The organism is Treponema sp. R8-4-B8 (genome assembly GCF_054786175.1).
Genome location: NZ_BDHE01000489.1, coordinates 207,201 through 221,754, shown reverse-complemented (window position 1 = coordinate 221,754; position 14,554 = coordinate 207,201). Strand labels below are relative to the sequence as shown.

At 43.8% G+C, this 14,554-nt stretch carries 11 protein-coding genes; 4 read left to right on the top strand and 7 right to left on the bottom strand.

Features of this window, described 5'->3' with window-relative positions:
• Nucleotides 1-340: 340 nt before the first annotated feature.
• From ACYVRA_RS16265 to ACYVRA_RS16235, 7 genes are all read right to left on the bottom strand, one after another.
• Entirely contained in the window at nucleotides 341-2,098 is a 1,758-nt protein-coding gene (locus ACYVRA_RS16265; protein ID WP_461253784.1) for a glycoside hydrolase family 3 protein, read from the bottom strand.
• A gap of 123 nt (nucleotides 2,099-2,221) precedes the next feature.
• Entirely contained in the window at nucleotides 2,222-2,374 is a 153-nt protein-coding gene (locus ACYVRA_RS16260) for a hypothetical protein (RefSeq protein WP_461253783.1), read from the bottom strand.
• A gap of 23 nt (nucleotides 2,375-2,397) precedes the next feature.
• Nucleotides 2,398-3,549: a carbohydrate ABC transporter permease gene (locus ACYVRA_RS16255; protein ID WP_461253782.1), complete on the bottom strand. Its 1,152-nt coding sequence runs from the start codon at nucleotides 3,547-3,549 to the stop codon at nucleotides 2,398-2,400.
• A complete protein-coding gene (locus tag ACYVRA_RS16250; protein ID WP_461253781.1) occupies nucleotides 3,546-4,532 on the bottom strand; it encodes a carbohydrate ABC transporter permease in 987 nt (328 codons plus the stop codon). The genes ACYVRA_RS16255 and ACYVRA_RS16250 overlap by 4 nt, the downstream gene beginning before the upstream one ends.
• 79 nt (nucleotides 4,533-4,611) lie before the next feature.
• The gene (locus ACYVRA_RS16245) at nucleotides 4,612-5,877 is read right to left on the bottom strand and encodes an ABC transporter substrate-binding protein (protein ID WP_461253780.1); all 1,266 of its coding nucleotides are present in this window, start codon (nucleotides 5,875-5,877) and stop codon (nucleotides 4,612-4,614) included.
• 101 nt (nucleotides 5,878-5,978) lie between these two features.
• Nucleotides 5,979-8,069 (bottom strand): glycoside hydrolase family 3 N-terminal domain-containing protein, encoded by a 2,091-nt coding sequence (locus ACYVRA_RS16240; protein ID WP_461253779.1) that lies wholly within the window; start codon nucleotides 8,067-8,069, stop codon nucleotides 5,979-5,981.
• A gap of 69 nt (nucleotides 8,070-8,138) precedes the next feature.
• Nucleotides 8,139-9,647: a LuxR C-terminal-related transcriptional regulator gene (locus ACYVRA_RS16235; RefSeq protein ID WP_461253778.1), complete on the bottom strand. Its 1,509-nt coding sequence runs from the start codon at nucleotides 9,645-9,647 to the stop codon at nucleotides 8,139-8,141.
• A gap of 236 nt (nucleotides 9,648-9,883) precedes the next feature.
• On the opposite strand from ACYVRA_RS16235, the gene ACYVRA_RS16230 reads away from it, so the two are divergent.
• The 4 genes from ACYVRA_RS16230 to ACYVRA_RS16215 all read left to right on the top strand — a co-directional run bounded on the left by ACYVRA_RS16230 (nucleotide 9,884) and on the right by ACYVRA_RS16215 (nucleotide 14,541).
• Entirely contained in the window at nucleotides 9,884-11,275 is a 1,392-nt protein-coding gene (locus tag ACYVRA_RS16230; protein ID WP_461253777.1) for a hypothetical protein, read from the top strand.
• A 159-nt stretch (nucleotides 11,276-11,434) separates the two neighbouring features.
• A complete protein-coding gene (locus ACYVRA_RS16225) occupies nucleotides 11,435-11,929 on the top strand; it encodes a hypothetical protein (protein WP_461253776.1) in 495 nt (164 codons plus the stop codon).
• Nucleotides 11,926-12,438: a hypothetical protein gene (locus ACYVRA_RS16220; RefSeq protein WP_461253775.1), complete on the top strand. Its 513-nt coding sequence runs from the start codon at nucleotides 11,926-11,928 to the stop codon at nucleotides 12,436-12,438. Before ACYVRA_RS16225 ends, ACYVRA_RS16220 begins: the two co-directional genes overlap by 4 nt.
• Before the next feature lie 24 nt (nucleotides 12,439-12,462).
• Nucleotides 12,463-14,541, top strand: a complete 2,079-nt coding sequence (locus tag ACYVRA_RS16215; RefSeq protein ID WP_461253774.1) for an InlB B-repeat-containing protein — start codon at nucleotides 12,463-12,465, stop codon at nucleotides 14,539-14,541.
• Nucleotides 14,542-14,554 lie beyond the last annotated feature (13 nt).

Below are 14,554 nucleotides of genomic sequence, written 5' to 3'. Positions count from 1 at the left end.
GGAAAGTCCCGCTTTCTACTCTCTCTGTTATTTGAATAAAAGAAAGATGGGGATGTCCAAAAAGAATTTTAAAACCACGGAGGACACGGAGTTTTGGTACGAAAATATTCTCTTCCTCCGTGTAACTCCGTTTACTCCGTGGTTATATTCTTCCCTCCCTGTTCTCTATCTCATTCCGTGTAAAAGCTCACCCAGTATTCCATGGTTAAATTCTTCTTCCTTTCTTCCCTTTGCGTCTTTGCGCCTCTGCGTGAGCTTCTTCTTCAATTCTTCTTTTGTTCGTGTTGGTTCGTGTTGGTTCGTGGTAAATTCTTCTTTGCATATCATTTAACATTACAGATTATTTAGCCAATCCAAACCCAAACGGAAATAATATTTCACCATTTATAGTTTTACGCCATGTATATGGAGTCCGTCCTGTAAAATTTTTATCGCCAAACAGCACGTCCGCGATTCCGCCGCCTTCGCTGCCGGGAAGCCATGCAGCGATAAAAGCGTCCCAGTTTTTATATTCATCGCCTATGGTCATGGGGCGGCCTGACAACATGATAACGATAACTGGGCAATTATAACCGTAAACCTCTCTCAGCATATCCATATCATTCCGGCGAATATCAATTTGCGTACGGTCGCCCTCTGTTTCAGCATATGGGTCTTCTCCGATTACGGCAATCACCGCGTCGAAGGTTCCTTCAGCCTTGCCGTTTTCGGCGTAGGTAACCGTATTGCCTTTTGCCGAGTTCCGTATGCCTTCCAAAATCGTCGTGCCTTTAGTGATATTACCGTGGCTTCCCTGCCATGTAATTGTCCAGCCGCCGCATTGCATACCGATGTCATTCGCGCCCTGTCCCGCTACAAGAATATTTTTATATGACGGCAATTTTGCGATAATATTATTCTTGTTCTGTAACAGCACAAGCGACTGCGTGACAATCTCCCGCGCCGCCGCACGGTTCGCGTCAGAGCCGATTATGCCGGCTTTTTTTGTCAGCGGCGTTTCTTTAAATAAACCAATACGTTGCTTGAATTTGAGAATTCGCAGAACCGCGTCGTCAATACGCGCCATCGAAACAGTTCCTTCGTTGACCAGTTCCTTTAAAAATTTAATAAAATTTATCCAACTGCCGCGTCCATTAGTAGCCATTACCATGTCAACGCCGGCGTTTATCGCGTTAGCGATCTGCGCCTTGTAAGTGCCGCCTGATAATTGAGTAATAGCCGCCCAATCAGAAATTATAAAGCCTTCAAAACCCATTTCTTTTTTTAACAAATCGGTAAGCAAGTTTTTACTTTCGTGCATTTTAACGCCGTTCACGCTGGAAAACGAAGGCATGAGCGAAATCGCGCCCGCTTCAATAGCAGCCCGGTATGGCGGAAGAATGCGCTCAATTCCGGCGCGATCCAACAGCGCGTTTCCTTGATTACGCCCGTCTATTGTTTGACCTTCGCCTAAAAAATGTTTCATACACGCAAACGCGCCGTTATCCTGCAAACCTTTAATAACATTCGCACCCATGACAGTGACAATATTCACATTCTCGCTAAAACTTTCGTAGGCGCGTCCCCAGCGCGAATCTTCCGCGACGCCAAGCACGGGCGCAAAAGTCCAGCGCGCGCCAACAGCCCGCATTTCTTGCGCTGTTATACGCCCCGCCGTATACGCGGCTTTCGCGCCCTTCTCTAAATCGCCAGCCGCAATCGCGCCAAGCCCCACATTATGCGGCAGAATCGTCGCGTTCAAAACATTATTATGTCCATGCACCGCGTCAAGCCCGTATATGACAGGAATACCCAGCCGCGTCTTGAGTGATTCTTGCGTAAAGCCGTTAATCATATTGACCCAGCCCTGCGGAGTATTTTGCATCGGTATTGAACCGCCGCCGCTTAAAATAGAACCCAACGCGTATTCGGTGATATCTCCCAAACGCACATCGCCCCTCTCGGCCTGAGTCATCTGCCCCACCTTTTCCTCCAATGTCATTAATGACAGAAGTTCCTCAGGCGTTTCCCATTCGGCGGATTTCGCGGATACTTTACTGCTGCATTGCGTAAACAAAAGCAGACTTAACGTAATTAAAATACAGAATATTTTTTTCATGCACACCTTCCTTCTATGAGCTTAATAATATATATAACATATTGAACACATAAAAAATTAACATTTTTAAACAAAAACCGTAAAAAAAAAGTCTGACCACCTGCAAGGTGGCCAGACCGTCTCTTAACAAATAATCCCCAATGGCGGTTTACGACGTTCCGCCGAAGGCGGAATGTAGGGCAGCCGCGCCGCCAGGCGCAAAGGCTGCCCGTAAACCGCTGCGATAAGCGACGTTTTAATGTCGCTTATCGTGGTAGTATACGCTCGTCTGACCACTTTTAGTGGTCAGATGGCGTATACTACTCCTTGAGTCCTCCCATTGTAATACCGGAAATAATAAACCTAGACATTAATGAATAAAAGATAAGAATCGGTATAAGAGAAATTGCTATTCCCAGATAAATCGCGCCGTATTCCGCACGATAAATATTACCACGCAGGTTTTGAACAAGCATTGGCAAAGTATATTTTTTCTCGCTGGAAAGCAGTACGAACGGCGTAATGAAGTTATTCCACGAAGCCACAAAGGTAAAAATAGACTGAGCGGCAAGCGCGGGAACCATAATAGGAAGAATAATAATATTGAATATCCGATACTCGCCGGCGCCGTCAATACGCGCCGCGTCGATTAGATCGGTACTTAGAACGGACATCATGTACTGCCTAAGAAACAAAACCGTTCCCGCGGCGGCTATTCCCGGAATAATTAGCGGGATATAACTGTCGCGGAGTTTTAACACAGCCATAAACTGATAAAAGCCGATAATGGAAAGCGTGCTGGGAAGCATTATTATAACCAGGATAACAGTCCACAGCGCCAACCTTCCTCTAAATCGATAGACATGCAAACCGTAAGCCGTCATCGCTGAAAAGTAAATGCTTAATATTGTAGCGCAAATGGCGATAAACGCGCTGTTTCCAAACCCTTGCCAAATTTGAAAACCTCTTCCGGTTAAGACCCCCCAGTTATAAAAAATATTCGGTAATTTAATGAATTTGGCAAGAGTCTCGCCTTTTTTTATCCTTTGTCCGTTTTTGACAAAAATAATGGTGTTATTATCAAGATTATAATTAGCGATTACTTGACCTTCATCGTCAAAAATTGTAATACGCGGTTGCGTGCTTTCCGTAAATCTCTTAATTACAATTGTTTCACGAGTTCCTGTTTTTTTGTTATCTTCCTCTTTCATTGTTTTTCCCATAACCAGGTCAAGATATTTTACGGTACCGCTTTCAACATCGGCGTCCCAATCAGAAACCGCGACAGTGGTTGACGAGACAAACGCGTCTTTAAGGGGAACAATGACAAACCCCGTATTAATTTGTTCAGTAGATCGGGTGGCGTTAAGCAACAATAAATAAATAGGTATCACCGCTATAAGCCCAAGAACAACCATAATCGCGTGAATAAAATAATTCATTATTGGTGAATCAGATCTTCCCGTACTCATACCGCGCCTCCTTTCTTTTTCTTTAATTCACTACGATCCTGCAAGAAGAAGAAAATTAAAAGAGCGAGGAAGATAGTAATAATAAATATACCTATGGAAATGGCGGCGCCATAGGCATAGTCGTTAGCGCCTCTTCCAAATGACATATTGTACTGATACACGGTTGTAGTCCTAATTTTAAAATTAGGAGAGCCTAGCATATCTGTAAGCAGGAATGGAATGTCAAACATCTGCATACCGCCGATCATGGAAGTAACCAGAATGTAGAGCATTATAGGGCGGAGCAACGGCAATGTTATGTACCATGTTGTTTGACTGCTATTAGCTCCGTCAATGGACGCGGATTCATACAGCGATATGGGAATAGTAGTAATACCCGCCATGAGTATGATCATCGTATAACCATACCACATCCACCACTGGATAAACGCCACCAGTCCTCGCGAAAACGCGACATTACGGAAAAAGTCAATTGCTTCTCTTACAGTTTCTCCGGTAATTGGATCAATTTTTGTCGCTTGAATGCCTAGCGCGTACAGAATTTGATTCGCCGGGGCGGTGACATGCGCGTTGTAACCGAAAATACTGCGGAAGAGCAAGGCTACCGATACGGCGGTTAGCAGGTTCGGCATATAAACAACCGCCCGGAACAGGCCTTTACCGACCAGATTGAGCCGGATATCGGAAAGCCAAATAGAAAGCACTAGGGCAAGACCTAATTGCGGAATAAAGTTAAAAGTCCAGATAATCATAGTATTTCCCAAGGCACCCCAGAAAAACGGATCCTTAACCAATCTGCCAAAATTTTCAAAACCGATAAAATTGAAATCAGTCCGCAAACCCCGCAGATCTGTAAAACTTAAAATGAAAGTGTACAATGTAGGCCATAAATTAAATATGCTGAACACAATTACAAAGGGCGCGACAAATACATACCCCCAGCGGTTTGTTCTCGCTTCATGACCAATTATTTTTTTTCGCATCGGTCCTCCTATAAATAAAAAAAGGCGCGGATATAAAACCCGCGCCCTTGTTGAGATTACTCTTTAAAGCTACCTCAAATTATCTTACAAACTGTGATTCAGCCTGTGATCTGAAATCAGCAAGAGCCTGAGCCTTGGATTTTTCTCCATTTACGAAAGCGGCGACCGCTTCGTTCCAGAGTCCTTCAATGGCTTCATCGGTTCCTTGAAGAAGTTTGCCATTAACGCCTTTGGCCATTTCAGCAAATTCCGCATAGTGATTCTGTCCGCCGAGGAAGGGTTCACTATAGGTATCTTTAATTTTGTTGATGACATTGATATTGCTTACCATGTCGCCGGTATCTTTTGCCCAAGCTTCAAGGAAGTTGTCATCGGTGGTTACGTAGCGGATAAATTCTTTAGCTGAAGCTACATTCTTTGTTCCTTTGTACGCGCCAACCCAAGTGCCGCCCCAACGATACGCTGAAGGACCTTGAATCATAGCCCAGTCGCCTGATGTGGCGGGAGCATTGGTCTTGAGTACATAGTGGAGACCCCATGTGGGGAGGAAGTATGAGAATACTTCAATCGGTTTTCCGGATTCGTCTTTGAGCTCGCCCTTCATACCGGCAAACCAGCCTTCTGACCACTGACCAACTCTGCCTTCCCATCTGTTGTCATGCAGTGTCTTACAAATATCCATGTACTGTTCCATAGCCGGATCGATTACCAGTTTTCCGTTCACGAGCCACGGATCTTTGCGGGCAGACATGAATGAATTGAACAGATCGTTCAAAGAAGAAACGACTACGCATGAGCCGTCTGATTTATCTTTGAGCAATTTTGCTGTTTCAAGGAATTTGTTAAAGTTTACAAAGTAAGTTTGAATTGTTTTGGGATCATCAGTTCCAAAATATTTCTTTGCAAGGCTGCGGCGATAGAACATAGCGCCGGGGCATGCCTGCCATGACATACCGTATACTTTACCTTTATAAGAACCAACTTCCACCGGGTAGGCAAGAAGTTTGGCCTTGTTGGCTTCGTAAATGTCAGTAATGTCTAAAAGAAGACCGGATTCAACATACTTGCGTACGAATGCTGATTCCAACGCAATGATGTCCGGAGCTCCCTGACCGCTAGCCAGTACCGGGTCTATTTTAGCCTGGAACTGATCCGACGGGGTTTGGGAATACTCAACTGTAATCCCAGGATGGGTCGCCTTGAAACCCCAAGTAGGATTGTTGGTCATATTGGCCAATTCATCAGTAAATGACCAAATCACCAATTTTCCCGAATCTTTTTTCTGACAGCCGCTTATGCTAACCAGCATAAGTACCACACCTAAAATAATAAGTGCTTTCTTCATCTTTTTCCTCCATAAATTTTTTCCAACCTTTATAGGCTAGTTTTTATTTTCTAACATTCTATCACAATAAAAAAATTTATTCAATACATTTTTTTAATTATTTATAAATTTACAAATATTTTTTTTGAGACCGGCGCGGGAGCGCCTTTTTCCACAGAAACAGGCACAGGAGCGGCATCCGAGGCAAAAATCGTATAGGAACCGGGAATTAAGGTATTTTCGCCTTTAGCGTTAAAAGTCTCAAAAAACGTCGAAAAAAGGGCAAATTCCACAGTTTTTGACTTTCCGGCAGGGATAAAAACACGCCGAAACCCCTTTAGCGAGGCAAAAGGCTCATCTTCCCCCCGATTATCTCTGGAAATATACAATTGTACCACTTCTTCGGCATCCCTTTTACCGGTATTGGTTACGGTTACTTTTGCCTTGACACAGCCCCCCGCGGAAAGCTCGGTTGAAGAAAAATTGATGGAATCAAAGCGGAAACTGGTATAGGAAAGCCCAAAACCAAAGGGATACAAGGGTTTTTCCGTCATATATCGATAGGTGCGCCCCTTCATGGAATAATCATTATATGGAAGAAGTTGGTTTGTAGAAGCCGGAAAAGTTATAGGGAGTTTCCCCGATGGAACGGTATCGCCAAAAATAATGTCCGCGACAGCCTTGCCGCCTAACTCTCCCGAATACCACGCGAAAATAACAGCGTCGGCAATTTCTTCAGGAAAAGCGATAGGACTGCCGCCTGTAAGAACAAGAATAATTTTCTTGCCAGTCGCGCGTATTTTTTGAAGGTATTTTAATTGCCATGCCGGAAGTTCAATCGCGTCACGGTCGCCGTTGGAGTCAGAAGCGATCGCGTCTCCCTCCTCTCCCTCAATAGCGCCATCCAATCCCATCACGGCGATTACGACATCGGCAATATTCGCCTCGCCGTAAACGGCAAGCGATTTGCTGTTTTCGCTATACATCAGGCAACCCTGGCGGTACTCCAGATTGATACCGAATTTATCTTTAACTTTTTCACAAAGCCCTTCGAGGATGGTAATGAAGCGCGAACTTAGACCGTAGTAATTGCCAAAGAGCGAGTGAGGGTTAGCCGCCGCCGGCCCCGTAACGGTAATTTTTTTTGGGCTTGAATCGAGGGGGAGAAGATTATTGTCGTTTTTAAGAAGAACGATTGATTTCTCCGCCGCCTTTAGCGCGAGCTTGCGGTGTTTTTCGCAGCTGATAACTTTACGCCCAAGTTTGCCGTATTTGCCCGACCCCGGCGGATCAAACATTCCCAACTTAAAACGCGTCCGCAGTAACCGCTGTAGAGCTGTATTAATCGCCTCCTCGCTGACAAGCCCCTTTTTAAAAGCGACAGTCAGCATGGGGTACGTACAGCCGCAATTTAAATCGCATCCAGCGTTAAGCGCAAGTGCCGCCGATTCTTCCGGCGATTTAGTAATTTTGTGGTACTCGTGAAAGTCGCGGATAGCCCAACAGTCTGAAACAACATGGCCTTTAAAACCCCAACGTCCGCGAAGAATATCTTTAAGCAGAAAATTACTGGCGCAGCACGGTTCGTCAAGAGTACGGTTATACGCGCCCATTACGGATTCAACGCCGCCGTCAACAAGCGCTTTGAACGCCGGCAGGTAAGTTTCAAAAAGGTCTTTTTTGGAAACAATAGCGTTAAAAGTGTGGCGGTCTTTTTCGGGGCCGGAATGGACGGCGTAATGTTTGGCGCAGGCGGCAAGCTTTAAGTTTTCAGGATCATTCCCCTGCAAACCGCGTACCAAAGCAAGAGCGATTTGGCTTGTAAGGTAGGGGTCTTCACCGTAGGTTTCCTGCCCACGACCCCAGCGCGGATCGCGGAAAATATTGATATTCGGCGTCCAGAAAGTAAGCCCCCAGTACTGGCCTCGGTTACCCTGTTTAATCGCCTCGTTATATTTGGCGCGCGCTTCATCTGAAATAGCGTCCGCTATTTTTTCGACAAGCTCATCGTCAAAAGTCGCCGCCAACGCTATAGCCTGCGGAAAAACAGTCGCGATACCCGCTCTTGCAACACCGTGCAGACACTCGTTCCACCAGTTGTATTCGGGTATCCCAAGCCTTTCAATCGCCGGGCTTTTATAAAGCAACTGGGAAACTTTTTCTTCCAGCGTCATCTGGGAAATTAATTCTTTAATTTTAGCTTCTCGGTTCATGGTACGCTCCTGTTTTTTCAATTATGGACGCATTATATAGTAATAAATGTGAATTAGCAAATATCAAATTTATTCGCTTTTTACAAACAACGCCATAAATTCGGCTCTGTTTTTTACGGCAAATTTCTGATAAATATTACTGATGTGAATCTTGGCAGTACCGGGGGCGATACAAAGACGCTCCCCGATTTCATTTTTCCCAAAACCTTCTTTTACAAGCAAATTGGCAACTTCAATTTCCCGTTGGGAAAGCTCATGCTGCGCAAATATATCATTAAGATTGGACATTTCAAAGACAGGCGTTACGTGAAGCGGCACCTGCCGTTTTACCGCCGTAAAGCGCGGCAGTTTTGGGAAGAATAACCACCTTAAAGCCAAAAGCATAAACAACACGGCGGCAATTACTATAAACAGCACTTTATACTCCGTACCGTCAGGCACAAAAGGATCGATTAATGGCGAAAGAAAGGCAAAAGCAACGCTGAAAAAGATAACCGTCGCCGCCCCGTAAAACCAAAAACCGCCTGAGTACAATTCCACAATGGCGGTGGTAAAAACCACCCATGCCGTATAATGAGTAATAGAAATTAAAGTGCTCATAATCGTATCAAGGCGCGGATAATTTTCGAATAACGGCAGGCAGGAGAACAGTAAAAACAAAATTATTGACGGAAGCAGGAACCGGCGTATAAAGCGGTTTATTGAAAGCCCCGCAAGGTATCCTAAAATGGGAACCGCCACCGCGACCAACAAATAATTGGGATGGCTTACCGGTTTAATGGAATAAAGAGGGAGCGCCCTCATATCAAGCACCCCGTTCAGAACGGTAAACACAGACGCAATGCCAATCAGCCGCAGAATAACCGGCCAATCGGTTTTAACGGCCGGTAGGGCAATCGCGTCTTTGTCTGCGCCGTTAGCCGGTTCATCCGCGGCGGAAGCTCGTATTAAATCCCGATAAAGAAACAAGCTTGCCACCGGAAAGACACCGGCCAAAATTACCATGCACCATTTAATAAATTTGAATACAAATACCGCGCCTTTTATTGGGTCTGAAGCCGCTATGGTTTTCTCCAGCGGCGGTATGGAGTAATAACAGGCAAGGACGGAGCCGAGCAGAGCCGCTCCTAAAACCAGCACGCAAAATTTGCCTGTCCTATTTGCCCGTCCGCCAGCCGTCGGCTTTTTCAGCCATGTTATATAGAACAATCCGTAGCATGCGGTAGTCAATATCCCCTCGGGAATTGCCATGATGCCCCTGACCGCCGCAGAGCTAAGCCATAAATGAAAACCAAAAGAGCGCAGGATAAATTCAAAGGCTATTAAAAAAGCGATAAAACAAATGCCGCGGAATAGAGGTTTGTTTTTTCCGATTGGTACGGGCAGGAACAGGGGGCAAAGAAACGCGCCTGCGGCAATACCCAAAAAGTAGAAGATATAAACCGCATACATTACATATTTGGAATCGGAAGGCAAAAAATGAGCAAGTGTAAAACTTAAGTGCATACACAGCAAAATGCCAAAGATAGACAATGAAGACGCAAGCCGTGCAAGGGGTAACAGCCCATTTTGTTTCATACAATTTTATTATAACACAATATGCCTTTCGGCATATATGAAAACCCCTGTTTTTTGGCAAAATATGCCTTTCGGCATATATGAATTTAGGCTTTTTTTTGCAAAATATGCCTTTCGGCATATATACAAATTGGTTTTCCGCGATAAAATTTAGGTAGTAACTTAGCAACATAAGGCCGCGTTGCGGTTTTTGAATTAATATTACCCAAAAGCAGGGTAACGGCAAGGAGTTTTATATGAAGAATATAAGCAAGTTTTTCGGAATTATCGTACTAGTTGCGGTAATCGGATTTTCTATGGCGGCCTGCGGCGATGCCGACCAAGGGGATAAAGACCCTTTTGAAGGCACTTGGATTCAGGAAGACGGCGGAACGAAAATTGTCGCGGCCAACGGAACATGGAAAGCGTCTAATGGGGATAATAATGGGAATTGGTATGAAATTATACGCGGTACTTATTCGGTAGAAGGGAATGAAATATCCGCTGTCATAACTCAGGTTAATACAAGTCTTATGAGCTGGAATGGGCAAGGTACCAGACCTGCGGATCAATGGACTGCTTATGCTGATCTGCCGGAAGGTATTGAGGGGCTTCCACCACAAAATATCCCAATAACCATAACGAATGGTCAGTTTACCGCTAATGGCGGAACCTTTACAAAACAAGGCGGCGGTTCTAGCGGCAGTGGCAGTGGCAGCGGCAGTGGCAGCGGCAGCGGTAGTGGCAGCGGTAGTGGCAGCGGCAGCGGTAGTGGCAGCGGCAGCGGCAATCAGAACCAGAGCAGTACATTTACACTGACTGGTTTCCCGAATGATTTTAGTGGGAAGTATGCATTACTATACGTTCAGAGTGGGAATTTAATACTTATAGGCGCTCAAAGCGTTAGCGTTGGTGCTTCAGGAATGTCTGGCACATTAGTTCAAATATCAAATGGAAGGGTAAATTTACCAATGTGGACAAGGCAGGAAAATAGTTTTATAAGATACCACGGCAATGACACTGTTTACGGTACTGTTATGATATACGATTCACCAAATGTTTCTGAGGGTAGCGACGAAGAAGCTATAAACAGGTATTTCAGTTCAATTACTTTCTCAGATGGCAGTGCTACTAAAACGTGGAATGATGGGTCCTGGGATAACCATAACAGCGGCGGGTCAGGCGGCGGCGATCCCGGCGGCGGCGTAAATCCTCCAGGCGGCAGTGATCCCGCTAAATCTCAATTATATGGAAAATGGATTACAGGGACACAAATTATAACATTCAATAGCGATGGTACGCTTGAAGTCACACAAGGCGATATTCCGGTTACAAAAGGAACGTATATTGTTTATGAGAATAATCTAACTATACAATACAACTCAATTTATGGCGGTTCCCCGACAATGCAGCAAGTTTCCACAGGTTTTGGTATAACGTTTAGTACTTCACAATGGTATTCAAAGGATGGAATGACAGCATTAACTCCTACATTACATATAGAAGATTATCCAACGTTAATTAGCCAACTGTTTTCACCAATATCAGGGACTTATTCTTTATCTACAGATGGTAATACCCTTACAACAATATTACAAACGGTAGGCAGTAGTGATTTACAGACAATAACATATTATAAACAAAAATAATATGCGCCGTGCGCAGCCTTCCCCAAACAGGGAAGGCGCACGGTTGTTTTATGCAAGGTATTAATTTGAAAAATAGTTGGAAAGGCACAACCGTCATTTTACAGATCGGTAACTGTTCGCCGTTGGCGTAACAAATAGGCTTTTTATTAAGGAGTTTTTATGAAAAAAATAGCGGGAAAAATTGCTATGATTTTGGTAATAATAATTATTGCCAATACTTTTAGCGGTTGTCTCCTCACAAAGTATTTTAGTAATGCAGATGCATTTCCTATTATGTATTTATTTACTATTCCTCTTGACTTAATCACTTCTCCTATTCAAATAATCGTCTTGGTAACCGTCTGGGCCATAGAAGAAGCTAGAGAAGAAAGAGGCAAAAAGATCGATGGAATTGATACTTTTTCGGCTGTCAATTCCCTGCCTGAGTTTGATTCCTTGACGCGGAGGATAAGTTCTTTACCGGAAGAAAAAATTGTTCCATTTACAGAGACAATGAACTCTTTCTCTAAAGAAGAGAATTCCGCCATGTTGAAGGCTTTTAATAATTTATCTGAAGAGGAAATTGCGTCTTCTATAAAAGCATTAAACTTAATGCCCAATGAAAAACTTATTTCCACATTGAATGGGTTTCAGAATATTAGGAGAGGACAATGAAAAATAATAAGATTGTATTGATTGTTTTGGTTCTTACGGCTTTTTGTATTATGGGGTGCGGCTCTTCCGCCGATGTGAAAAAGGCCGCTCCGGTTCCGATTCGTTATTCATTTGCGGAAACGAATAATTCAAACATGGGAGCAGTAATAAAATTTGTCAAAGAACAAAAAGAGGGGATTAGGTTTTATGACTGTGATGGAGTTATGATACCTGCCCCTGCAGAAGGAACGTATTGGCTGCCTGATATATTATTCCCCGCCGAAAAGCCAATGGAACTAAGAGTGTATATATATTGGAATGAAGATCAATCTGGTGAAAGAAGGAGGGGCATTTATAAATGTCCGCCGTTGGAAGCCGGTAAAGAATACAAGTTATGGTTTAAAGGAACTTTAAATGGCGGGAAGATCTACTTAACATACTCAAATGTTGATAAGATTGTTTTTTCGTTCAAGGGGCAGCCGCAGTTTGAAATACTGCACGAACAAATAATACCGCCATTGCCAAAGTAAGAACTGGAACGGAGAAAGTGAATTATGAAGAAATTGATTTTACTTATTTTCTTCGCAATAAGCTTTACTGTCCTGCTTACCGCCTGCGCTGATAATTCTGACGCGGAAAACACAGAAAACACAACTACCCTGCAAACTGTTGAATTTGAACCAGACGGCGGAACGCCGGTTCCACAGTTGCAGTTTGTTTACTATGGCAAAAAAGTAACTGAACCGGCTCCCATGACCCGTGCAAACTATGTTTTTGGCGGCTGGTATAGATTTAATAAAAATTATCAAGGAATTTTTTCCAATGAATACAAATGGAACTTTGACAAAGATATCGTTACATACAATATGACCCTTTACGCCAGATGGGATCTTGTAAAGCATAAAGTCACTTTTGAATCATACGGCAGTACAAACGCCCCCGACAGCCAAAATGTAAGCCATGAAGGTAAAATCAATGAACCAAACACAACCTTAATGATTAATAAAAATATTAACCTTGCTTTCGGCGGCTGGTATAAGGAAGAGACCTTTGATACTAAATGGGATTTTGCCGTCGATACAGTAACCGAAGACATCACTTTATACGCCAAGTGGGGGTATACTATTACATACTTCGGCTGGCCGGCTATTTCATATCAAGTGGTGATTCCCGGTAATAAAGCTGATAAACCTGCGGCAAGAATTCAAACCGGCTTTATTTTTGACGATTGGTATAAAGAGTATAAAGAAAATACCTTTACAAATAAATGGGATTTTACCGTTGATACCGTTACCGAAAACATCACTTTATACGCGAAATGGAACCCAATTAACTACACCGTGCATTACGAGAAAAATTCCGAAGACGCTTTTGGAACCACGGCAGACTCGCCTCACGCTTACGGCATTGACAAACCCCTTACCGCCAATGGGTACGCCCGCCACGGTTATGTTTTCGTAAAATGGAACACCCAAAGCACAGGACAGGGAACAGATTACACGGACGCTCAACTCGTTAAAAACTTTACTCCAACTGATGGAGACGTTATCGCCCTGTACGCAATATGGGGGCATACGGTTGATTTTATTGGAGACGGCGGGTTGCCTGTTCCAGAACAGCAGATTGTAGTTCACGGTTTTTTGGCTAGTGACCCCGTAGTATTAAGAAGGATAAGCAGGACTGACTATTTCTTTTGCGGTTGGTACAAAGAAAGCGACTCTGTAAACAAATGGGTTTTTAACGTAAATACCGTTACAGAAAACATTACCCTATACGCCAGGTGGGTTCCAAATAAAATGATCAGAGTGTATAGCGGAGATTTTATTATGGGGCAGGAAGAGGGAAAAACCGGAAACGGAAATTTAACAAATTCTCATAAAGTAGTACTGACAAAAGACTTTTATATCGGTAAGTACGAGGTAACGCAGGAGTTGTATCAGGCAGTTATGGGGATCAACCCAAGTTCTTTTAAGGATGATCCTGCACAGGGGGAAATTCAGAAAAATCGCCCGGTAGAAAATGTAAACTGGTACGATGCCATCTTATTCTGCAATCAGATGAGCATAGCCGAAGGCTTGACTCCCGCGTATAGAATTTCGGGCAGTACAAACCCTGCAACTTGGGGAAGCGTGCCTACAAATAACAATAGCTACAACAAAAGCAATTGGGACGCGGCGGAATTTATCAGCAGTTCCAACGGCTACCGTTTGCCCACCGAGGCGCAATGGGAATACGCCGCCAAGGGCGGAAGCTCAAATAACATAGGATGGGTTGGATACACATATTCCGGAAGCGATACGCTTGACGATGTCGCATGGTATGCAGACAACAGCAACTATAAAACTCACGAAGTTGGAAAGAAAATGCCTAACTATTTAGGGATATACGACATGACAGGAAACGTAAGAGAGTGGTGCTTTGATCGGCCTCGTGGATATTATAAAAGTACAAGCGGTGATATTGTCGATCCAATAGGAGACACTTCCGCTATCAACTCTTCTTATGATATTAGCCGGTGTAATCGAGGCAGTTGGTTTTATGATCCAGTAAATTACATGCGTTTAATCTACAGAAACACCAATTCGCCATACACTCGGTATAGAGATACCGGTTTCCGTCTTGTGCGTCCATAATTTATTAAGGAGT